The organism is Actinotignum sp. usb-actsch-rep-73, from assembly GCF_059082735.1.
Genome location: NZ_JBHNPV010000040.1, coordinates 20137 through 40477 on the forward strand (window position 1 = coordinate 20137; position 20341 = coordinate 40477).

Genomic DNA, 20341 nt, shown 5'->3' on the forward strand with positions numbered 1-20341 from the left:
TAGAGCCATAACATCTTTGACGATTATTGGTCTTGCTGCGACGATCTTTACACTCTTCTGCACTGTTTCATCTTCTCTGTGGAAGCCTTTGCCTGGGAAGGGTCGCCCCCGCGCGTTCATTCTTCGGCGATAGCGCTGAAGAAACGCGAAAGTACGCGTTCTACGCCTACAACCAGGGCACGTTCCCCTTGATTGCGTGGCCGGCCTCGTGATTGGGTTGGCGATCTGAAAGGCGAAAATGTCCACATAACGAAGCGGACGCGTACGCTTACCCCCGTCTGTCATACGCTACGAGGCATGAGCCGAGAATGGATGCTCCTGCTTCTTTGCCGTGACGAGGCCTGAAAGGGTCGAAACCTCGCCACGGCTCAACGTGTTTCGACCCGACGCCCACCGATAACCGGGCGAATCAGGATAGCGAAGAAAGAAACACAATGAAGACGACTGGAAACGTCCCCACTCCTGCTGGCTCGCACATGCCGATTGCGAAGTACAAGCCGTTCCTCGACACGAACCCCGTTGTTCTGGACGACCGCAGGTGGCCCTCGAATCGGATTACTCACGCACCTCGCTGGATGTCGACGGACCTGCGCGACGGTAACCAGGCACTGATTGAGCCGATGGACCCGGTTCGTAAGCGCAAGATGTTCGACCTGTTGGTCAGTCGCGGATACAAGGAGATCGAAATCGGTTTCCCCGCAGCATCGCAGACTGACTTTGATTTCGTGCGATCCCTGATTGACGAAGATGCCGTGCCGGACGATGTGACGATTTCGGTTCTGACCCAGTCTCGCCCTGAAATCATCGAGCGCACCCTTGATGCCCTCGTCGGTTTCCCGCGCGCGACCGTCCACCTGTACAACGCGACGTCGCCACTGTTCCGCGAGCTCGTCTTCGGCAATGACAAGGCACAAACGATCGACTTGGCTGTCTTTGGTGCACGCGAAGTGGTGGCGCAGGCAGAAAAGCGTCTGGGCGATGAAACGATCTTCGGCTTCGAATACTCGCCCGAAATCTTCGTGGATACCGAACTCGACTTTGCTCTCGAAATCTGCGAATCCGTTATGGATATTTGGCAGCCCGAAGACGACCGCGAAATCATCTTGAACCTGCCAGCAACCGTTGAACGTGCAACGCCGAACGTTTATGCCGACCAGATCGAATACATGGCACGCAACCTCAGCCGTCGCGACAACATTGCGATCAGCGTGCACCCGCACAATGACCGTGGAACCGGCGTTGCTGCGGCTGAATTGGCATTGCTCGCCGGTGCAGACCGCGTGGAAGGTTGCTTGCTCGGCCAGGGTGAACGCACCGGTAACGTTGACCTGTTGACCCTGGGGCTCAACCTGTTCAGCCAAGGCATTGACCCGGGTGTTGACCTGACGAATATCGATGAGATCCGTCAGACCGTCGAATACTGCACGTCGATGGAAACGTCACCGCGTGCACCTTACGTGGGTGACCTCGTCTACACTTCTTTCTCCGGATCGCACCAGGATGCGATTAAGAAGGGCTTCGTCGCCCGCAAGAAGAAAGTTGGAGAAGCTGGCGGTGACGAAAATGCAGTGGTGTGGGAGTTGCCCTACTTGCCGATCGACCCGCACGATGTGGGTCGTTCCTACGAGGCCGTTGTCCGCGTGAACTCGCAGTCCGGCAAGGGTGGCGTCGCCTACCTCATGTCGACCACTCACAATCTGGAACTGCCACGTCGTCTGCAGATCGAGTTCTCTCGCATCGTTCAGCGACACACGGACTCCTACGGTGGCGAGATCGACGGCGATACCCTCTGGCAGATCTTCGCCGATGAATACCTGCCGAACTCGGCAGCGAAGAACCTCACCGCCTGGGGTCGCTTCGAACTCGGAGCTTCTCACGTGACGACTAACGCCGACGAGCAGGTTGATCTGAAGGTGACACTGACGGATCAGGGTGAGCCCGTCGAGGTCAAGGCACACGCCGGCGGTCCGATCGAAGCATTCGTCAAGGCACTCGGCCAGTTTGACGTGGATGTCCGCGTCCTCGACTATTCCGAACATGCGATGAGCCAGGGCGGTGACGCGAAGGCAGCGTCCTATGTTGAAGCCGCCGTCAACGACCAAATCCTCTGGGGTGTCGGTATCGATTCGTCGATTACGCGCGCAACCTATAAAGCAGTTATTTCTGCGGTGAACAGGGCTTTGCGCTGACATACAGGGGAGAAACGGGGCGGGTACGACCACTTCGTTCCCGCCCCGGCCATTTTCCAGTCGCCGTTTTCTCTCTGCAATTTCAGCCAGGGACTCGACAGTCGCCTCGTCCCCGCATTACATAACGCGCCATTAATGCACCGAAGTGGGACAATTTCACCGTGATGAGAACGTATCGAGACGAAGCGATCGTGCTTCGCACCCACAAACTGGGGGAGGCCGACAGGATCATCACACTGCTCACCGCGAATAACGGTCTGGTTCGCGCAGTCGGTAAGGGCATACGCAGAACAACGTCGAAGATGGGCGCGCGTCTTGAACCATTCGGCGTGATTGACGTGCAACTTCATCGCGGGAGGAACCTCGACATCATTACCCAAGCTGAAGTCATTACCCAGTACGGTGACGCGTTATCGAAAGATTTTGAGCTGTATGCCCGCGCATGTGTCATGATCGAGATCGCAGAGAAACTGACTGCTGATTCTGATGATGGAGTGCGCTCCCAACATCTTCTGCTGATCGGTGCTCTCTACGCTCTTGCACACGTGCGTCACGACCCCAATCTGGTGCTCGCATCGTATATTCTCCGCGCGCTTGCGATAGCCGGCTGGGCACCTTCGTTCTTCGATTGTGCCGTGTGCGGAGCCCAGGGGCCACACGCTGCTTTCTCCATTCAGGAAGGCGGTGCCGTCTGCGAAAACTGCCGACCCGTCGGAGCGTCAGCTCCCTCTTTCGAAGCAATGGAATTGATGGGGGACCTGCTGTCCGGAGAGTGGGGCCGAGCCGATAACTCGCCGGATTTCGCTCGCATTGAGGCATACGGGCTTGTCAACGCCTATGCTCAATGGCACGTTGAACATCGCATTCGTTCATTGCGGGTCCTTGAAAGGAACAGTTGATGGCACCTGAAGCGAATCTGACACCGATGGATCGAGCCGGTGGGGATCCCAGCGCGCCTCTGACCGGGCCGGGTCAGTGGCATCAGCCTGTTCCCGAATTTACTACTGGGGAAGTGCCCGCGCACGTTGCGCTGATCATGGATGGTAACGGCCGTTGGGCGAATTCACGAGGCCTCGCGCGCACCGAAGGACACCGCGCCGGTGAATATGCGCTGATGGATACGATCGCGGGTGCCATTGATGCGGGAGTCCGCTACCTGTCGGTGTACACGTTCTCCACGGAAAACTGGAAGCGGAGCCCAGCAGAGGTCCGTTTCATCATGAATTACGCGACCGACGTTCTTGCTCGCCGTACCGATCAACTGAATGACTGGGGAGTCCACGTGCGCTGGAGTGGGCGTGAACCCCGCCTATGGAAGTCCGTCGTGAAGGCCCTGTTGAAGGCAGACGAAGCCACGAAAGATAACTCCACACTGGACCTCATCATGTGCGTGAACTATGGCGGGCGTGCAGAGATCGCTGATGCTGCGCGAGATATCGCTAGGCAGGTCGCAGCGGGAAAGCTCCGCCCAGATGGCGTGACAGAAAAGTCATTTGCCCATCACCTGTATCTGCCCGATGTTCCTGACGTTGACCTGATGATTCGCACGTCGGGGGAGAAGCGCATCTCCAACTACCTGCTCTGGCAGATGGCGTACTCGGAAATGATGTTCATTGATACGCCGTGGCCTGCGTTCGATCGTGAAGTGCTGTGGGACTGTCTGCTCGAATACGCAGGGCGTGACCGCCGATTCGGGGGAGCGATTGATCAGGTGGGGTCGGCCTCGTAAAAACGAGTCAGTCGACGCGGACGGTAGCAGGCTCGCTGGAGGTGCGCTTGCGCCATGCAATGACTCCAATGGCAACAGCGGCGACGGCAAGGCCTCCCGTGCGACCCCACCAGGAGCCAGCAACTGTGCCAAGCAATGCCATCCAAATAGCCAGCAGCCCCATGCCGTACAGGATTGCCCATGCGATGCAACCAGGAATCATCGCTAGCGTGTATGTGCGCCACTTCATGGAGACTAAGCCGGCACCGGCGTTTACCGCAGTTTGGATACCAACGGTCAGGAAACACAGGGGAATGATGATCAACCCCCATGTGTCCAACAGCTTCGCACCGCGCTTCGGCGTAGGGCCGTTAAACCAGCGGGCAATCGAACCCCGCACACCATCTTTCCCGGCGCCAGCCAACGCGCCACGCGCGGCACCTCGACCCAACCAATAGGTTCCCTGGGCTCGGCAAAAAACGATCACGAAGAGGGCAATAAAAAGCGTCGAGCCGTGATCGGCCCACGAGGGAATCACTGAGCATCCTTAGACGACTGAGCGCCCGCAGGGCCCTCATCATCTGCCACGCCAGCCGAACACGTCTGGCATAGGCCAAACAACTCAACGGAATGCTCGACAGCCGTAAAACCGTGCGCGGACGCATTATCGCGAATCCACTTCTCGGTCATATCCAGTTCGATCTCTTCAGTATGCCCGCAGGTGCGACAGACCAAATGATGGTGGTGCGTTGATGAATGGCATACGCGGAACAAGGATTCTCCATCGGCGCTACGCAACACGTCCACATCGCGGCCGTCGGCAAGAGCCTGCAGGTTCCTGTAGACGGTCGCAAGACCGACCTTGAGTCCCTGCTTGTGCAGGTCTTCGAAAATCTGCTGGGCGCTACGGAAATCAGGTACCCGAGTCAGCTCGGCAAAAACCGCCTGACGTTGCTTGGTCATGCGTTGCATTTTCGGACCTCCAGTTTTGCGTCGAGTCAATCGGGTGGATGGGTGGCTCAGGGGCACAGCCTGAGCATATCGGTTCGGTTCGTTTCTGTCCGACCGTGATAGTGGCACTGTGTCTGATCACAGCCGGGTACGGGAGCGATTCTGTTGTGTTGAGTGGGTGTCTTGGTGTTCGGGGTGAGCGACGTGGGCGCGCACATTCGCCATTTTTGACGCACGCTGGTGCCTGTCGACCAGTCCCTTGATGATGAATCCGATCGCGTACAGGGCAATCGCGAATACGACGATGGATGCGCCCGGGGACAGATCGATGAAGTATGTGAAAGACAGTCCCGTGATGCAGATGATTGCGCCGAAAACCATGGCCCATGCCATCGTTGATCGAAATGACTGTGCCATCAGTTGTGAGATGGCAACGGGAATGATCATGAGTGCGGACACCAGTAGCGATCCCACAACGCGCATCGCAACAGCTACGGTCAGGGCAGACAGGATGGCAATAATCATCGACAGTGTCTTCGTGGGTAGTCCGGTTGAACGTGCGAAATCTTCATCGTTCGTCACTGAGAAAAGAGCTGGTGCAATACCGACTCCCACTGCCAAGATGAGGATTCCGAGGACTGAAATCAGCGTGATATCAGTCCATGTCACGGTTGCAATCGAGCCGAAGAGGTAAGAATTCAGCTGGGCTGAAGTGCCACCGGCAAGACCGATAAGAAGGACACCGCCGGCAATGCCACCATAGAACAGCATCGCGAGCGCCACGTCAGCAGACGTGCGCCCAGACTGGCGGACTAATTCGATCGTGATAGCTCCCACAAGCGAAATAATCATCGCCCCTGGGATCGCCCACGAATCTTGTGGGTTCGCGTTCGCCATTGTGCCGGCAAGCCAGCCGAGCGCTACGCCGGTCAGCGAAATATGCCCGATTCCGTCACCGAGCATTGCCAGTCGGCGATGCACTAAGTAGGTGCCGACAACGGGTGCTGACAAGCCGACGATGAGAGCGGCAAGAAGTGAGCGTTGCATGAGGGACGAGGTCAGCAGTGAGGTGAGTCCGTCGATAATTGTCGCGATCATCATGCCTGCCAAATATCGTCGACGAGGCCTGGCCCGGCCTGCGGATGTGGATGCCCGTGATGATGGCCGCCACCATCGGAATGCTGTTCATGGTCGTCACTGATGTGAGGTGGCCCGTCGTAGGTGACGTGTCCCCCACCGATGTGGAGTTCCCTATCGAGAAGCGGACCGAGTTCGCCGAGCTCGTGGAGTACGACAAGAATCGTTGTTCCCTCAGCTTTTGCTTCGCTAACGATTCGCGCGAGGCGCTCTCGAGATGTCCGGTCGATGCCGGCCATGGGTTCGTCCATGATCAGCAAATCGGGATTGCGGACGAGTGCTCGAGCGATGAGGACTCGCTGTTGCTGTCCACCCGAAAGAATCGACATCGAGTCTTTGGCGCGGTGTGCCAACCCGACTCTCTTCAGCGCAGCCATTGCCTTCTTTGTATTTCCGGGAAGGCTCCACCACTTCTTTGAGCCAAGAAGACCTGACTTCACAACTTCCAGAGCACTGGACGTGACTGCACCACCAACGCTGATGCGCTGAGGGACATAGCCGATTCGATCCCAGTTGACCGCGCGACGCTGAGTGTTATCAACACCGAAGATGTGAATCGATCCGCGGGTAATCGGAGCGGTACCAAGAATGGCGTGGAGAGTCGTGGACTTTCCTGATCCATTCGCACCCGTCAGGGCAACAGTTTGCCCAGGGTGAACATCGAACTCGATCCCGTGGAGAACGAGGTGAGAATCCCACGCAACGTGGACATTATCCAGTGAAATGACGGGAGCGGATATCCCCACCTCAGGGACATCCGCTTCCGAGTTTTTGGTGTTGCTCACTTGCAGGACAGAGCCGTCTGAAGAGCTGTGATGTTGTCACGCATGACCGCTGCGTAGTCCTTGGATGAATCAACCTGGCTTTCGATCGGATCGAGAACCGCGGTCTGGATTCCAAGATCGTCAGCAAGAGTCTGCTCAACCTTTGGGTCGATGAGAGCTTCAGTGAAGATCGTCGTGATACCTTCCGACTTCACGAGCTTGGAGATTTCTTCCAGGCGCGCCGGCGAGGGCGAGGATTCGGGATCCAGACCCGAGATGCCCACCTGGGTCAGGCCAGTGCGGTCTGCAAGGTAGCCGAATGCGGTGTGAGCAGTGACGAAGGTCTGGTGCTTGCAGGTTGCTGTTGCGTCAACGAGTTCGGTCGACAGATCTTTCATGTTCTTGGTGAGTGTCGCAGCATTGGATGTGTAGGTCTGAGCATTCTGAGGATCAGCCTTGGCCAGAGCCTGACCGATAGCCGTTGCTGCCTGGCCCATGCGTTCCGGATCCAGCCAGAAGTGAGGGTCAGTCGTCATGTCGTGGTGGTGATGGTGCTCAGCTTCTTCACCGGACTCAGCGGTTTCGCTCGAGGCCATGTGATGGCCGTCGTCATGATCTGCTTCATGATCGTGCGAATCAGACTCGGTAGCGTCGCCTTCTTCTTCCGCTTCAGCCGGGTGATTGCCGTCTTCTGCAACATCAACAAGCTGAACAGCCTTAGCGACGTCGATAACCGTTTCCGGGCCGTTGTGCTCAACAGCTTCGTCCACTGCGGACTGGAAGCCCCCTAGATAAACGACAGCATCGGCCTTGCCAAGCTGGTCGACGGTGGCGGGAGAAAGCTCAAGATCGTGCGGTTCGGCACCGTCGGGGGTTAACGAGGTGACCTTAATAAGGTCGCCACCGATTTCTTCGGTCAGATACTTCAGTGGGTAGAAGGACGCCATCACATTCAGAGGTGATGATGAACCAGATGCGGAGGTATCTGACGCCGACTGGGTGGTCGTCGTGCCCGAGCATGCGGCCAAAGCGAAAGAGCCAGCGAGCGCGCTAGCGATAACAACAGAACGAGACAGCTTCATGTTTCAAGTTTCACCCTTAATGGTAATCATTGCCAATAGTGGGAAGGGGGGTGTGCGTCACACTGAGCCTGTCAACGAAGCCGTCGCTAAGTTCGATAGACTCCCACTATCGCAGGCTGCGCCAGCCAGGTGTGGCCGCCAAAACAAGGAGCACAAAGTGGCAGCGCCTTCTCGTCTTGATTCCGTTATCTCCCTAGCCAAGCGTCGCGGATTCGTCTTCCCATGTGGCGATATTTACGGTGGTACTCGCTCAGCGTGGGATTATGGTCCGCTCGGCGTTGAACTGAAGGAAAACATCAAGAAGCAGTGGTGGCAGTACATGGTTCGCTCCCGCGAAGACGTCGTGGGTCTGGACTCCTCCGTCATCCTTCCTCGTCAGACTTGGGTTGCTTCCGGTCACGTCAAGGCATTCACCGATCCGCTCGTTGAGTGCACCTCCTGCCACAAGCGCCTCCGTGCAGATAATCTGCAGGAAGCTCACGCTGCTAAGCACGGCATCGACAACCCGGATGACGTCCCTCTCGGAGACGTCGCATGCCCCAACTGTGGCACCCGCGGTCAGTTCACCGAGCCTCGCGCATTCTCTGGCCTGCTCAAGACCTATCTCGGCCCGGTCGACGACGAGTCCGGTCTGCACTACCTGCGCCCCGAAACCGCTCAGGGTATCTTCATCAACTACGGAAACGTTGCGGCAGCCTCGCGCAAGAAGCCGCCGTTCGGCATCGGCCAGATCGGCAAGTCCTTCCGTAACGAAATCACCCCCGGTAACTTCATCTTCCGTACCCGCGAATTTGAGCAGATGGAACTCGAGTTCTTCTGCGCACCGGGCACCGACGAAGAATGGCACCAGTACTGGATCGACTACCGTCGCGACTGGTATACCGACCTTGGCATCAACCCCGACAACCTGCGCTTCTACGAGCACCCAAAGGAAAAGCTCTCGCACTACTCCAAGCGCACCGTCGACATCGAATACCGCTTCGGATTCCAGGGCTCCGAATGGGGTGAACTCGAAGGCATCGCAAACCGTACCGACTACGACCTGGGTGTCCACTCCGAAGCCTCCGGCTCGAAGCTCGACTACTTCGACCAGACCACCGGCGAACGTTGGACTCCCTACGTCATCGAGCCGTCCGCTGGTCTGACCCGCTCGCTCATGGCATTCCTCATCGAGGCCTACCACGAGGACGAAGCCCCCAACACCAAGGGCGGTGTCGACAAGCGCACCGTTCTGCGCCTCGACTCGCGTCTTGCCCCCGTGAAGGCAGCTGTCCTGCCACTATCGCGTAAGCCCGAGCTCACCGGCCCGGCACGTGAACTTGCAGCAGACCTCCGCTCCATCTGGAATGTCGAATACGACGATGCGGGCGCCGTTGGCCGTCGCTACCGTCGCCAGGACGAAATCGGCACCCCGTACTGCATCACCTACGACTTCGACTCGATTGAAGACAAGGCAGTGACCGTCCGCGACCGCGACTCGATGGTTCAGGAACGTATTCCGCTTGAGAACGTCAAGAAGCTCCTCATCGAAAAGCTCGGAGCTTGCTGATTTGATTCCATCCGAATCAACGCTTGGCCCGACCTTAGCTCTTGAGGTCGGGCCACTGCGCGTATGGTCGCCCATCGTTCTTGCCCCGATGGCGGGAGTAACCGATGTGCCATTTCGGCGTTTATGTCGACAGATGGGCGAAGAAGGACTGCCGGATTGGTTGAATCCTTCCAGCTCGAACGCTCAGGTCACTCCAGAAAAAGGCGTGGACGCACTCGCCGGCCTATACGTCTGCGAAATGGTAACGTCGCGCGCCCTCGTTGAAGGTAATGTGCGCACATTGGAAATGGTGCGCCCAGACCCCGCCGAACGCGTGCGCTCCATCCAGCTCTACGGCGTCGATCCAGCAACGATGGCTCAGGCTACATCGATCCTTATTGACCGCGACCTGGTGGATCACATTGACCTGAACTTTGGGTGCCCGGTTCCGAAAGTGACGAAGAAGGGTGGGGGAGCTGCCCTTCCGTGGAAGCGCGACCTGTTCGACGATCTTGTACACGCGGTTGTTGGTGCTGCGGACAGGGCCGGAGCAGCAGCTGGTCGCGATATTCCCGTCACAGTGAAAATGCGCGTTGGTATCGACGACGATCACATTACGTTCCTCGACGCTGCGAAAGTGGCTGAAAATCGCGGTGTCGCAGCGGTTGCCCTCCACGCGCGCACGCAAACCCAGCACTACGCGGGTCACGCTGACTGGACGCAGATCAAGCGTTTGAAAGACGCGATGCGTATTCCTGTCTTCGGCAACGGCGATATTTTCTCCGGCGCAGATGCGCAGCGAATGATGGATGAAACCGGTTGCGATGCAGTTGTCGTTGGTCGAGGATGCCAGGGGCGCCCCTGGCTGTTTACCGACCTGACTTCGACACTGATGGGTGGTCCTGCCTTTAGCGACCCGAGTCTTTCCGATATCGCGGACATCATCGAAAAGCACGCCGCATGGGTCATTGAAGACCAGGGCGATGAACTGCGGGCCCTCCGCGAAATGCGCAAGCACGTCGGCTGGTATCTGCGAGGCTTCGCGATCGGCGGGCCGACTCGTCACGCGCTCTCAATGGTGTCGACCCTCGAAGAACTCCACGATCTTCTCCACATGCTGGACCTCGATCAGGAGTATCCGCAGGCGGCGCTGGGAGCTCGCGGTCGCGCCGGCGGTGAAAAGACGCCACGCCTACCCGATGGGTGGTTGGACTCTCCCTATCTGAGCGATGCTGAACGCCAGACCCTTCATCTTGCTGAATCCGATGTCAGTGGAGGCTGATATGTCGAATCCCTGCGATGATTGCATCCCAACTGAAGTGACGATTGGTCATGCGTCGACTCCGCGAGGAATGCTCAACATCGGAGGGGGCGCTCCAACGGCCGTCATCTCTTCGCTGATGAGCGCCTCACTGGAATCGCTAACAAGCGAGATCACGGATGTCGCCGGCGCTCAGCCCGACCTGATTGAATGGCGCGTTGACCCACTCCTTGCCTCGGTGCAAGCGAGCGAGCGTGAAGGCCTATTACGCACTGGACTCAAGCTCGTGACGGATCAGAGCCCGCTTCCTCTGTTGGCAACAATTCGCACAGTCGCCGAAGGGGGCCTCGTTGATCTTTCTGACGCTCAATACGCGGACTTTCTTGCCATTCTGGCCACCTTCGCCGACGCGATCGACCTTGAAATTTGTCACCCGGGTGCAATCGACATAGTTGAAGAGATTCACGAGGCCGGTAGCATCGCCGTGGCATCGCACCATGATTTCACCCGAACGCCCCCCGCCGTTGACATTGATCGAGTATTCGCATCGATGGCAAAAGCTGGCGCCGACGTGCTCAAAGTTGCCTATATGACTCATCGGCCCGAGGACGCACTGAGGATCATGGACGCGCAACTAAGAGCGTCACGAACCTATGCCCTTCCTGTTATCGGCATTGGAATGGGTGAATTCGGTGCGATCACCAGGATCTGCGGTCACACATTCGCCAGCGCGGCAACATTCGCTTCAGCGTCGTCCTCTAGCGCCCCAGGTCAGCTCAGCGTTGAAGAAACCCGGCGTGGCCTCGTCACCCTTCAACGCTGAAAAGGCGCGCACGAAAGCGGAAACCGAAACGGTGGTCGTGGATCCGTCAGCCAGAGAACTCGGCGGTCGGTGCCGGCTGGATGCGGGCGACACTTACCCACGCGCACGACCTGGGAGCGACCACACCATGGCTACTCTGGGAACTCGCCACAAGGATCTGGGAACCGGGCGGAAGAGCGAGAGGCTGATCGGCGGTGTTCACAACGATCATCACGTCGGAGTTCAGATAGACAAGAGTATCGGGGCGCGCCCACTCCAACCCGTGCAGTACGCCCAGCGCGTGCGTTCCCAGCTTGCGTTCGGATCGCAGGGCAAGCGCCGTTCGGATGTACGAGGTCGCACTGACCTGCTCGACCACGTTTTCTTCACGAAGGCGACCGTGGAACACACCCGGCAGACCAAGCGCAAGTAGCGTTAACGCACGATCCGCATCCGACTGGCGATCGGCGGGCAGACAATCAACGTTCCATGGAGCAACCGCACCAATACGATCGCGGATAGACAGCGAATCTGAAACAACCAACTCAAGGCTTGGAGCGTCAAAAGAAGCAGTTCGTAGCGCATCATCGTACAGATGATGGAACCACTCGTCTTCAAGGTGAGACATAATGGCGGGAGTGTCAAAGCCAGACAGGCGTGCCGTCACAATCGGCTGAGAATCAAACGTTGCACACTCTGCTTCAACCTGGCGGACAAGAGCAGTGAAACGCTCTCGCGCAAGCGCCCTGCGGATCGGGGAGTCTTCATACTCTTCGGCGCACACGCCCAAATCAACACCATCTGCGCCAGCGTTGAGGGCACCGCGCGTCCTCAGAAGGAGCGTCGTGACGCGGTTTTCCATATCCGCTCCGCGCGCCCCCAAAGACACGAATGTTTCATTCGGGATACGCACAATCACACGCTGGCGGCGCGCTTTCAACTGATGAATAAACTCTGGCAACGGCGACTTCGGATGAACCAGCAGAATCGGGTCATCAAGAGTGACAAGAACGGTATCAAAACCGGCATCTTGTAAGGTCAGTGCATCAGTGGAAATCTGAGCAACGTTATCCGCAGACAGAGGAGTAGGGATCGTCGCGAGCGCACAGGAATGCCACCAGGGACTGGGACCGCGCCTGGATCGGTGAACGAGCAGGGTGCGGACGGCGTGTGGGCGAGGCTCATGGTGTTGCACCCTTTCATCGTGTCACAGATGTGGATAACTCGTCTGCCCATTCCCAAGGGATAGGCTTATATGGTGAATGAAAGCCCTGAAATGACTCGGAGTGCCATGGTGCTCGTGCCCGTGTATTCGTCCCAGGATCAGTCACGTATGTGGCCTGAACCTTCGAAGTCAGCGATGCGGACAGCGTTCGAACGTGACAGGGCTCGAATTGTGCACTCGTCGGGTTTGCGTCGTCTGGGTGAGAAGACTCAGGTGTTAGGCCCGGCCACTGACGACTTTGTTCGTACGCGGCTGACGCACTCTCTTGAGGTTGCGCAGGTTGGTCGTGAACTGGGTAAAGAATTGGGCGCGAATCCTGACGTGGTGGATGCAGCGTGCCTGAGCCACGATCTTGGACACCCGCCGTTTGGGCACAATGGCGAGAGGGTTTTGGATGAGCTTGCCGGTGATTGCGGTGGTTTTGAAGGAAACGCGCAGACCCTGCGTCTGGTGACTCGACTTGAGCCGAAAGTGCTGACCGATGATGGGCATCCTGCGGGGTTGAATCTGACGAAGGCGACACTGGATGCGATCTGTAAATACCCGTGGGCGAAAGGCCAGGGGCCGGATCCGATGAAGTCAGCAAAGAAGTTCTCCGTCTATTCAGATGATGCTCACGTTTTCGAGTGGATGCGTCAGGGAGCACCCGTTGGTCGACGTTGCTTGGAAGCGCAGATCATGGATCTCTCAGACGACATTGCCTACTCCGTGCATGACGTTGAAGATGCCATCGCAACGGGTAAATGCGACGTTGCATCCCTCAGTGATGAATCGACACTGAATGAGATTATTGACTCGACGATCAACTGGTACGGGACAGGTGTTGCCCGCACCGATTTGGAACTGGCGATTGAACGTCTGCTTCGTATGCCCGAATGGCCACGATCCTTTGATGGTTCCTATCGTGCGCTCGCGGAATTGAAAGATTTCACATCCGAACTGATCGGACGTTTCTGTGCCTCTACGGTCAGCGCGACTCGTGTTGAGTTTGGTGCCGGTCCGTTGGGACGATACCGTGCGGATCTGGTTGTTCCTCCCGAGGCTCGTGCAGAGATCCAGATCCTGAAGGGGCTGGCTGTTCACTTCGTGATGAGCCCGCGTGAGAACGAGCCGGTGTATTACCAGCAGCGCACGCTTTTGGCGGACTTGGTGGATGCTCTTTTCGAAGCTGGACCGTCGGCTTTGGAGCCTCTTTTTGCTGAAAACTGGCGTCAAACGAACGATGATAATGAGCGTTTGCGCGTGGTGATTGACCAGGTCGCATCGCTGACGGATGCGTCCGCGTCACGCTGGCACGCCCAGTGGTGTGGCATGCTTTCAACCCAATTGTGAGCGTGCGCTAAATGGTGAACGGATCGGTAGACTAGCGTCTATGGCCGGACGCATTCTTGAAGAAGACAAGGAACGCTTACGACAGGCAATTGATGTTGCTCGTGTCGTAGGTGAACACGTCACTTTGCGTAGCGGCGGAATGAACTCTTTGAAGGGGTTGTGCCCTTTTCACGATGAGCGCACTCCGAGTTTCACCGTTAATCCGACGACGGGTCTCTGGCATTGCTTCGGGTGTGGAGAAGGCGGGGACATCTTCGCTTTTGTGCAGAAGATCAATAATTTTTCCTTCCCAGAGACTCTTGAGTACCTGTCTCAAATGACGGGTGTCCCTCTTCGCTACGAAGAGGGAAGCTCTCAGACGGTGCGTGAACAGCCCGGCAGGCGCCAGCGTCTGATCGACATGCATCGAATTGCTGAAGAGTTCTATCAACAACAGCTTGAAACTCCAGAGGCCTTGCCTGCCCGTAAGTTCTTAGGCAACCGCGGGTTCGGGCCTGCAGAGTGCCGGCATTTTGGCGTCGGTTACTCAGCCGATTCCTGGGACACTCTGACGCGCATGCTTCGCTCACGTGGTTTTACCGATGAAGAGATCGAAAAGTCCGGTTTGGCGTCGCGTGGGCAGCGGGGTCTGATTGATCGTTTCCGCGGTCGCGTCATGTGGCCGATCCGGGATATCACGGGAACAACCGTTGGTTTTGGCGCCAGGCGTTTGAACGACGAAGACAAGCAGAGCCCGAAGTACTTGAATACCCCCGAAACTCCGCTGTATAAGAAGTCCACGTTGCTGTATGGGCTGGATTTGGCGAAGAAAGAGATTTCCAAGAACCGTAAGGTCGTCATTGTCGAGGGATACACGGACGTGATGGCTGCTCATATGGCCGGTGTGACCTGCGCGGTTGCTACCTGCGGTACGGCTTTCGGATCCGAGCACGTTCGCGTTGTCCGCCGACTGCTGGGCGACTCAGCGGATTCTGCTGCCGGGGTTGTCCTGTCCAGTGGGCAGGCACGAGGTTCCGAAGTGATCTTTACCTTTGACGGTGACGAGGCGGGCCAAAAGGCTGCTCTTCGCGCGTTTAAAGAAGACCAGAACTTTGCGTCTCAAACGTTTGTTGCAGTTGATCCTCAGGGGATGGATCCGTGCGACATCATGATTAATCGTGGGAAGAACGCGGTTGTTGAATTGATTCGCTCGCGTATTCCACTGTTTGAATTCGTCTTGCGTTCGATCCTTCGCCAATCGAACCTCAATTTCCCCGAAGGACGCGTTCGGGCTTTGGAAGCTTCTGCTCCCATCGTTGCTGACATTAAAGATCGTGCATTGCGGATGGAGTACGAACGCCTGCTAGCCGGCTGGCTTGGCATGGATCCTCGTTTCGTGCAAAACCAGATTCGTTCACTATCACGCGGGAGATACCAGCGTTTCGACAGTGCGCAGAATAACCACATGGCTGGAGCTGGTCGCCCGCAACCTCAAGCGCGCCCCGAACCCGAAGATCTTGTCTCGCGCGTGGAACGCCAGGCGTTGGAAGCAGTTTTGCAACAGCCGATTTATTTCATTGGCACGCAGTTCGATTCCATCGATGGTGCGACGTTTACTCATCCAACGCGCAGAGCCGTATTCGATGCGGTTAAAGCGGTTGGTGGCGTCGATGCGTTTGCTCGTCAGCTGAAGAAAGCACAGGACGAAACAGGCGATAGTGTCTATGCGCAAGAGGTGGCGACACGTCGTTTCGTGGATGATATTCGCCAAGAAGCAGGCGAATTGATTGAACCGATTATCACCAAACTTGCAGTCGTCGAACTTCCTCAGGATCGCGAAGACGAAATGCGTTCCTACTGCAAGGGAGTTGTGAACGCACTGGTTCGACTGGACCTGAATCGCAAAACAGCCGACATTCGCTCTCAGCTTCAGCGTATGAATGAAGACGACCCGAAGTATCAAGAAACATTCGAATACCTGGTCACTCTTGAACAGCGACGACGTTCTTTGCGTGAACGCGACTAGATTGTTGATCGTTTCTCGCACTGGCTTCCCGGTGCCGTGCTACCGACATATTCGACCCCAAGGAGGAGGCCACCATGGCTGAAGTTGAGAGCTTCGCGCTGGATCACACTGCAGTGAAAGCACCCTATGTTCGCCTGATTGCCGTTGAACACGGCCCGAGGGGGGATGCGATTTCTAACTTTGATCTGCGTTTCGTCCAGCCGAATGAAAACGCGATCCCAACCGGTGGTCTGCACACGATCGAACACCTGATGGCATCCCTTCTGCGCGACCGCATGGATGGAGTGATTGACTGCTCGCCGTTCGGTTGCCGAACCGGTTTCCACCTGATTACGTGGGGCACCCCAAGCATTGAAGAAGTCACGCGAGCCGTTGTCTCCAGCCTTGAAGCAATCGCTGACCAGATCACTTGGGATGACGTTCCCGGCACCGACATCGTGTCCTGCGGTAACTACCGTGATCACTCACTGTTCTCCGCCAAAGAATGGGCGCGAGCCATCCTGGATAAGAAGTTCTCCATTGATCCTTTTGTGCGCACTCTGCTGGACGACTAGGGGCGCGTTGTAGCGACTGAAAAACGTGTCGGCGAGGTCACAGACTTCGCCGACACGTGTATTACTGGGGAATAGACCTAATCGAGGCCCACGCTTTCACGCAAATCGCGTTCGAAGGCATCTGCTTCCTTCTGGGAAGCCTCGTCAAGCGGGCCAAGCGCAATCAGAACAGAAAACAGCTTTCCGTCTTCCGCGCGCCGAATCCATGCCGCTACTTGCGTTCCATTCGACACCTTCAAGGCCTTGTGAATCACGATCGAATGATTGACGCGGTCACTGATGGTCCGCATCAGAACGTGCGGATCTTCAGACACTGTCGTCAGCGTCCAATCCGGGCGTTGAGGATCAACCCAGGTGACCGACAACTGACGAGTTTCAGCCTCCCATTTGGCGGTCGCGGCCTCGTACCACATTGCGGAGTCGATAACCGCGGTGGCGGAAGTCAGGATCAGCGCATGAGTGCCGGCGACAACCCAGAGGTCATCGCCTACTTGCTCAGCGACGGGGTTGCGATCACTATCGGGGAGTAGGCCAAGAGCGGACGCGGGCAGAACGGTAGTCATGGGCTCATTGTAAGCAAACGCCATCTGCCCGGCTGGGCGAGGTGGCGTCCTGCGAAAAGCGGGCTTCCAAGACGGACAGTTAGTTGCTCTGTCCGGATTCGGTGCGTGCAACGGATTGAGATGACGGGGAGTCGTCAGTGCCCTCGGCGGGAACAGGGGTTGGCAATGGAAGAGAGCTCATCGTGGCAACACCCATCCATGAGCGAATATCATCGAGGGCTGCCTGAATGCCGATTGTCCGCAGGCTTTCGTCAGACGTATTCACCAAGTGAAGGTCGGCTTCAATCAGAGTCAAGAAAATAGCGTCAGCGCTGGACGTATCGATTGAACACCTCATGGCGCGCGTGTCCGTTGCACCATTCTTTAATGTTTCATCGACGCGGCTGAATAGTTCATCGGCTTTGATGCTGGCATCAGAAATGACTTGGTTCTTTAACTGAGCAGTCGGCAGTGACTGAGCAACACAATCCCAGCGTGCGACAGAATCGGAGAGCTCCGTGGAAGCTGCAAGCTTTTCACCTGTTTCGTCGCTTATTTCGAGCGTGGGCAACATCGTGCCATTCTCAAGGTGTTCCTGGTCAATCCCCCATGTTGACAGCGCCGCGAGCTCCCTATTGTCTGTTTTCATGCTGAAGCGAGAGTTGAGAGTCTGGAGGCTCTGACTCTGCATGCGTGTACCAATCCCGTACGTTAGAGCAAGCCCCTGAGTATCGGCGTAGCGGCTCAAAGCCACTTGAGTGAGGGCAACGGCTTGTCCGCCGTCAAGAGCATCGGGATTTGATGCGGTTGCAAGATCTCGAAGAGCAGTTGTTTCGTTCCACGCGATGAATTCGTCAATCGAAAGTGGCGCGTCGGCAATATCCGGAACGTTCTTGGCATTGTCTGGCACCTGAGTTCCCCACGGCTGCCAGGCCCCACCCAAGGAATTTGCGCGTCCCTGAGCCTGCGTAGAAAAAGTTGAAAGTGCAGTGGCACATGACTCACACGATGAAGCAAGGGAAGCGAAACCCTGAGCGCGAATCGCTGCTGCCTGATCAGCGCGCGCAGCGCGATCGCGAATGATGTCGGTGTCAGACATTGACGGGATCTGAAGTGTTCGCGTCAAAAATGGGATATTCGTTGACGTGCAGGCGCTGAGGATCAGGGCAGAAGCGATACTGATGCTCACCGAGGTGGCGATTCGGCGACGCCGAACTGGTCGCGACGAAGTGGCTCGGTCAGTCTGAGTGTGATGATCAACAAGATGCACCTTCAAATCATGTCATGTTTCAAGGCGGGTACGATGGGGAGCTAATGCCGTGTTGGACACGTAGGAGGAATGGTGGCGAAGCCACAACATCACTTTGAGGCGCTTGAAGAACGCTTAGCGCCTATCGCTTCAGGGTTCGGACTCGAACTCGATTCCGTTATTGGAGTCAAAGAATCCGGAATGCAGATTGTTAGAGTGATCGTCGAAGCAATCGAGCCCGACGCCAGCGTCGATTCGGAAGCTCTTGCCGATATGTCACGTGCAGTCAGCCCGATTATGGACGAAGTCGATCCCGTCGATGGCGAATACTTCCTTGAGGTGTCAACACCGGGAGCTGAGCGTGAACTGGTTACCCCTCGTCATTGGGGGCGCCAAATTGGGCGCCTTGTTGCCGTCAAACTCAAAGACGCTACGAAGCTGGTCGGACGTGTCGAATCCGCCACTGATTTCCATGCTGTGCTGAACGTCGATGGAACGCCTACTACCATTGAATATACCCAGGTTAAGAAGGCGCGTCCGCGCGTCGAATTCGGTTCGGAGGAATGAGACGCATGGAAATCGATATGACAGCACTGCGCATGGTCGAGCAGGAAAAGGGCGTGTCCCTAGACCGGCTCGTCGATGCCATTGAAGAAGCCCTTCTCAAGGCCTACCACAATCTTCCCGGCGCCATCTCTCAGGCTCGAATCGAAATCGATAAGAAGACCGGTAGCGTCGCAGTGATCGCCACCGAAGAAGACGAAGAGGGCAACCCGATCGGCGAATTCGACGACACCCCGAAGAACTTCGGTCGTATCGCCCAGACGACCGCTCGTTCGATCATCATTGCGCGCCTGCGTGATGCAGACGATCAGAAGGTTCTCGGCGACTTTGCTTCCCAGAAGGGACAGGTCGTCACCGGCGTCGTTGACCAGTCGCGCGACGGGCGCATCACCATCGTCAAGGTCGGCGATGACTTCGAAGCAGTTCTTCCCGACTCGGAAAAGGCTCCCGGCGAAACCTACCGTCACGGAGACCGCATTCGCGCGTTCGTCGTCAACGTTGAACGCACCGAAAAAGGCGCACGCATCACGCTTTCGCGCACTCACCCGGGCCTCGTTTCCGGTCTCTTCGAGCGCGAGGTCCCCGAAATTCAGCAGGGCTTGGTCAAGATCAAGTCGATCGCACGCGAAGCCGGACACCGTACGAAGATCGCCGTTGCACCGACTCGTGACGGCATTAACGCCAAGGGCGCATGCATCGGTCCGATGGGTGCACGTGTGCGCGCGGTCATGAACGAACTCGGTGGCGAAAAGATCGATATTGTCGACTGGTCGGCAGATCCGGCACGCTACGTCGCAAACGCTCTGTCGCCTGCACGCGTTGCCCGCGTTGTCGTTCACTCGATCGACAATCGCACCGCAACCGCGATCGTCCCGGACTTCCAGCTATCGCTGGCGATCGGTAAGGAAGGCCAGAATGCTCGCCTAGCCGCGCGTCTGACCGAATTCCATATCGACATTCATTCTGATACGGAAAACGGTGAAGAAGCAGACGTTTCGCGCACCTCAATGCCTGATGACGTGACCAGTCGCTCATGCGTGGACGACGAGGAATAAGCCCAGCTCGATTAAACTGATCATGTGTCGCATCCTGCGCTGAACCAGATTACCGTGCCACAAGGCGCGGTAATGGTGCGTACGTGTGTGGGATGTTCACGTCGAGCGTTACGCGCGGATCTAATTCGCGTTGTTGTTTCGAAAAATGGGGTGTGCACCGTAGACCCCACAAGCGCGCAACCCGGTCGAGGTGCGTGGATTCACCCGGATCCAACGTGTATCGAAACCGCCCGCAAGCGTCGGGCATTTCAACGCGCACTCTCATGCGAGGGCGACATTGACGCCCACATGTGGGACCAGCTTGGCCAGGTTGCCTCATCACGAGCACACAGTGCTCTCGTCGAGTAATGAAAGCGGGTTGGAAGCCGATGGGCACCCGATGAGTACCCAGCG

At 57.0% G+C, this 20341-nt stretch carries 20 protein-coding genes; 12 read left to right on the forward strand and 8 right to left on the reverse strand.

The features are described 5' to 3' along the window. The first annotated feature begins 434 nt into the window (after nucleotides 1–434). The 3 genes from leuA (at nucleotide 435) to AC5RE1_RS02955 (ending at nucleotide 3918) form a co-directional block, all read left to right on the forward strand. A complete protein-coding gene (gene leuA, locus AC5RE1_RS02945) occupies nucleotides 435–2189 on the forward strand; it encodes a 2-isopropylmalate synthase (protein WP_006681747.1) in 1755 nt (584 codons plus the stop codon). 164 nt (nucleotides 2190–2353) lie between these two features. Continuing rightward, nucleotides 2354–3088 carry a DNA repair protein RecO gene (recO, locus tag AC5RE1_RS02950; protein ID WP_040318689.1) on the forward strand — a complete coding sequence of 245 codons (735 nt, stop codon included), beginning with the start codon at nucleotides 2354–2356 and terminating at the stop codon, nucleotides 3086–3088. Next, nucleotides 3088–3918, forward strand: coding sequence for an isoprenyl transferase (locus AC5RE1_RS02955; RefSeq protein WP_006681745.1), 831 nt, complete (start codon nucleotides 3088–3090; stop codon nucleotides 3916–3918). Before recO ends, AC5RE1_RS02955 begins: the two co-directional genes overlap by 1 nt. 7 nt (nucleotides 3919–3925) lie before the next feature. Here the strand turns inward: AC5RE1_RS02955 and AC5RE1_RS02960 are convergent, their stop codons facing one another. The 5 genes from AC5RE1_RS02960 to AC5RE1_RS02980 all read right to left on the reverse strand — a co-directional run bounded on the left by AC5RE1_RS02960 (nucleotide 3926) and on the right by AC5RE1_RS02980 (nucleotide 7831). Next, nucleotides 3926–4435 (reverse strand): SNARE-associated domain-containing protein, encoded by a 510-nt coding sequence (locus tag AC5RE1_RS02960; RefSeq protein WP_006681744.1) that lies wholly within the window; start codon nucleotides 4433–4435, stop codon nucleotides 3926–3928. Further along, nucleotides 4432–4869 (reverse strand): Fur family transcriptional regulator, encoded by a 438-nt coding sequence (locus tag AC5RE1_RS02965; protein WP_006681743.1) that lies wholly within the window; start codon nucleotides 4867–4869, stop codon nucleotides 4432–4434. Before AC5RE1_RS02965 ends, AC5RE1_RS02960 begins: the two co-directional genes overlap by 4 nt. A gap of 117 nt (nucleotides 4870–4986) precedes the next feature. Beyond that, the gene (locus tag AC5RE1_RS02970) at nucleotides 4987–5949 is read right to left on the reverse strand and encodes a metal ABC transporter permease (protein ID WP_006681742.1); all 963 of its coding nucleotides are present in this window, start codon (nucleotides 5947–5949) and stop codon (nucleotides 4987–4989) included. Continuing rightward, on the reverse strand, nucleotides 5946–6770 hold the full coding sequence (locus AC5RE1_RS02975; protein WP_006681741.1) for a metal ABC transporter ATP-binding protein: 825 nt from the start codon (nucleotides 6768–6770) through the stop codon (nucleotides 5946–5948). The genes AC5RE1_RS02970 and AC5RE1_RS02975 overlap by 4 nt, the downstream gene beginning before the upstream one ends. After that, nucleotides 6767–7831 (reverse strand): metal ABC transporter substrate-binding protein, encoded by a 1065-nt coding sequence (locus AC5RE1_RS02980; RefSeq protein ID WP_006681740.1) that lies wholly within the window; start codon nucleotides 7829–7831, stop codon nucleotides 6767–6769. The genes AC5RE1_RS02975 and AC5RE1_RS02980 overlap by 4 nt, the downstream gene beginning before the upstream one ends. 157 nt (nucleotides 7832–7988) lie before the next feature. Here AC5RE1_RS02980 and AC5RE1_RS02985 point away from each other — a divergent pair, with 157 nt between their 5' ends. The 3 genes from AC5RE1_RS02985 to aroD all read left to right on the forward strand — a co-directional run bounded on the left by AC5RE1_RS02985 (nucleotide 7989) and on the right by aroD (nucleotide 11443). Then, entirely contained in the window at nucleotides 7989–9380 is a 1392-nt protein-coding gene (locus AC5RE1_RS02985; RefSeq protein ID WP_006681739.1) for a glycine--tRNA ligase, read from the forward strand. Nucleotides 9381–9468: 88 nt separating this feature from the next. Next, nucleotides 9469–10641: a tRNA dihydrouridine synthase DusB gene (gene dusB / locus AC5RE1_RS02990; RefSeq protein WP_040318728.1), complete on the forward strand. Its 1173-nt coding sequence runs from the start codon at nucleotides 9469–9471 to the stop codon at nucleotides 10639–10641. Between the two features lies 1 nt (nucleotide 10642). Beyond that, nucleotides 10643–11443: a type I 3-dehydroquinate dehydratase gene (gene aroD, locus AC5RE1_RS02995; RefSeq protein WP_179370512.1), complete on the forward strand. Its 801-nt coding sequence runs from the start codon at nucleotides 10643–10645 to the stop codon at nucleotides 11441–11443. Nucleotides 11444–11489: 46 nt separating this feature from the next. Here aroD and AC5RE1_RS03000 read toward each other — a convergent pair whose 3' ends face one another. After that, the gene (locus AC5RE1_RS03000; RefSeq protein WP_179370511.1) at nucleotides 11490–12617 is read right to left on the reverse strand and encodes a hypothetical protein; all 1128 of its coding nucleotides are present in this window, start codon (nucleotides 12615–12617) and stop codon (nucleotides 11490–11492) included. 96 nt (nucleotides 12618–12713) lie between these two features. Here AC5RE1_RS03000 and AC5RE1_RS03005 point away from each other — a divergent pair, with 96 nt between their 5' ends. The 3 genes from AC5RE1_RS03005 (at nucleotide 12714) to AC5RE1_RS03015 (ending at nucleotide 16538) form a co-directional block, all read left to right on the forward strand. Next, nucleotides 12714–13979, forward strand: a complete 1266-nt coding sequence (locus AC5RE1_RS03005; protein ID WP_179370577.1) for a deoxyguanosinetriphosphate triphosphohydrolase — start codon at nucleotides 12714–12716, stop codon at nucleotides 13977–13979. A 40-nt stretch (nucleotides 13980–14019) separates the two neighbouring features. Then, entirely contained in the window at nucleotides 14020–15984 is a 1965-nt protein-coding gene (gene dnaG / locus AC5RE1_RS03010) for a DNA primase (protein WP_006681734.1), read from the forward strand. A 74-nt stretch (nucleotides 15985–16058) separates the two neighbouring features. Further along, a complete protein-coding gene (locus tag AC5RE1_RS03015; protein WP_179370510.1) occupies nucleotides 16059–16538 on the forward strand; it encodes an S-ribosylhomocysteine lyase in 480 nt (159 codons plus the stop codon). A gap of 77 nt (nucleotides 16539–16615) precedes the next feature. On the opposite strand, the gene AC5RE1_RS03020 is transcribed toward AC5RE1_RS03015, so the two are convergent. Further along, nucleotides 16616–17101 carry a hypothetical protein gene (locus AC5RE1_RS03020; protein WP_493938325.1) on the reverse strand — a complete coding sequence of 162 codons (486 nt, stop codon included), beginning with the start codon at nucleotides 17099–17101 and terminating at the stop codon, nucleotides 16616–16618. A gap of 79 nt (nucleotides 17102–17180) precedes the next feature. Beyond that, nucleotides 17181–18269, reverse strand: coding sequence for a hypothetical protein (locus AC5RE1_RS03025; RefSeq protein WP_493938326.1), 1089 nt, complete (start codon nucleotides 18267–18269; stop codon nucleotides 17181–17183). A gap of 150 nt (nucleotides 18270–18419) precedes the next feature. Here AC5RE1_RS03025 and rimP point away from each other — a divergent pair, with 150 nt between their 5' ends. From rimP to AC5RE1_RS03040, 3 genes are read left to right on the forward strand one after another with little or no spacing between them, the layout of a single operon-like run. Next, nucleotides 18420–18896 carry a ribosome maturation factor RimP gene (rimP, locus tag AC5RE1_RS03030; protein ID WP_179370507.1) on the forward strand — a complete coding sequence of 159 codons (477 nt, stop codon included), beginning with the start codon at nucleotides 18420–18422 and terminating at the stop codon, nucleotides 18894–18896. A 5-nt stretch (nucleotides 18897–18901) separates the two neighbouring features. After that, complete coding sequence (nusA, locus tag AC5RE1_RS03035; RefSeq protein ID WP_006681729.1) at nucleotides 18902–19948, forward strand: transcription termination factor NusA; 1047 nt, start codon at nucleotides 18902–18904, stop codon at nucleotides 19946–19948. Between the two features lie 24 nt (nucleotides 19949–19972). Next, nucleotides 19973–20296 (forward strand): YlxR family protein, encoded by a 324-nt coding sequence (locus AC5RE1_RS03040; RefSeq protein WP_207326483.1) that lies wholly within the window; start codon nucleotides 19973–19975, stop codon nucleotides 20294–20296. Nucleotides 20297–20341 lie beyond the last annotated feature (45 nt).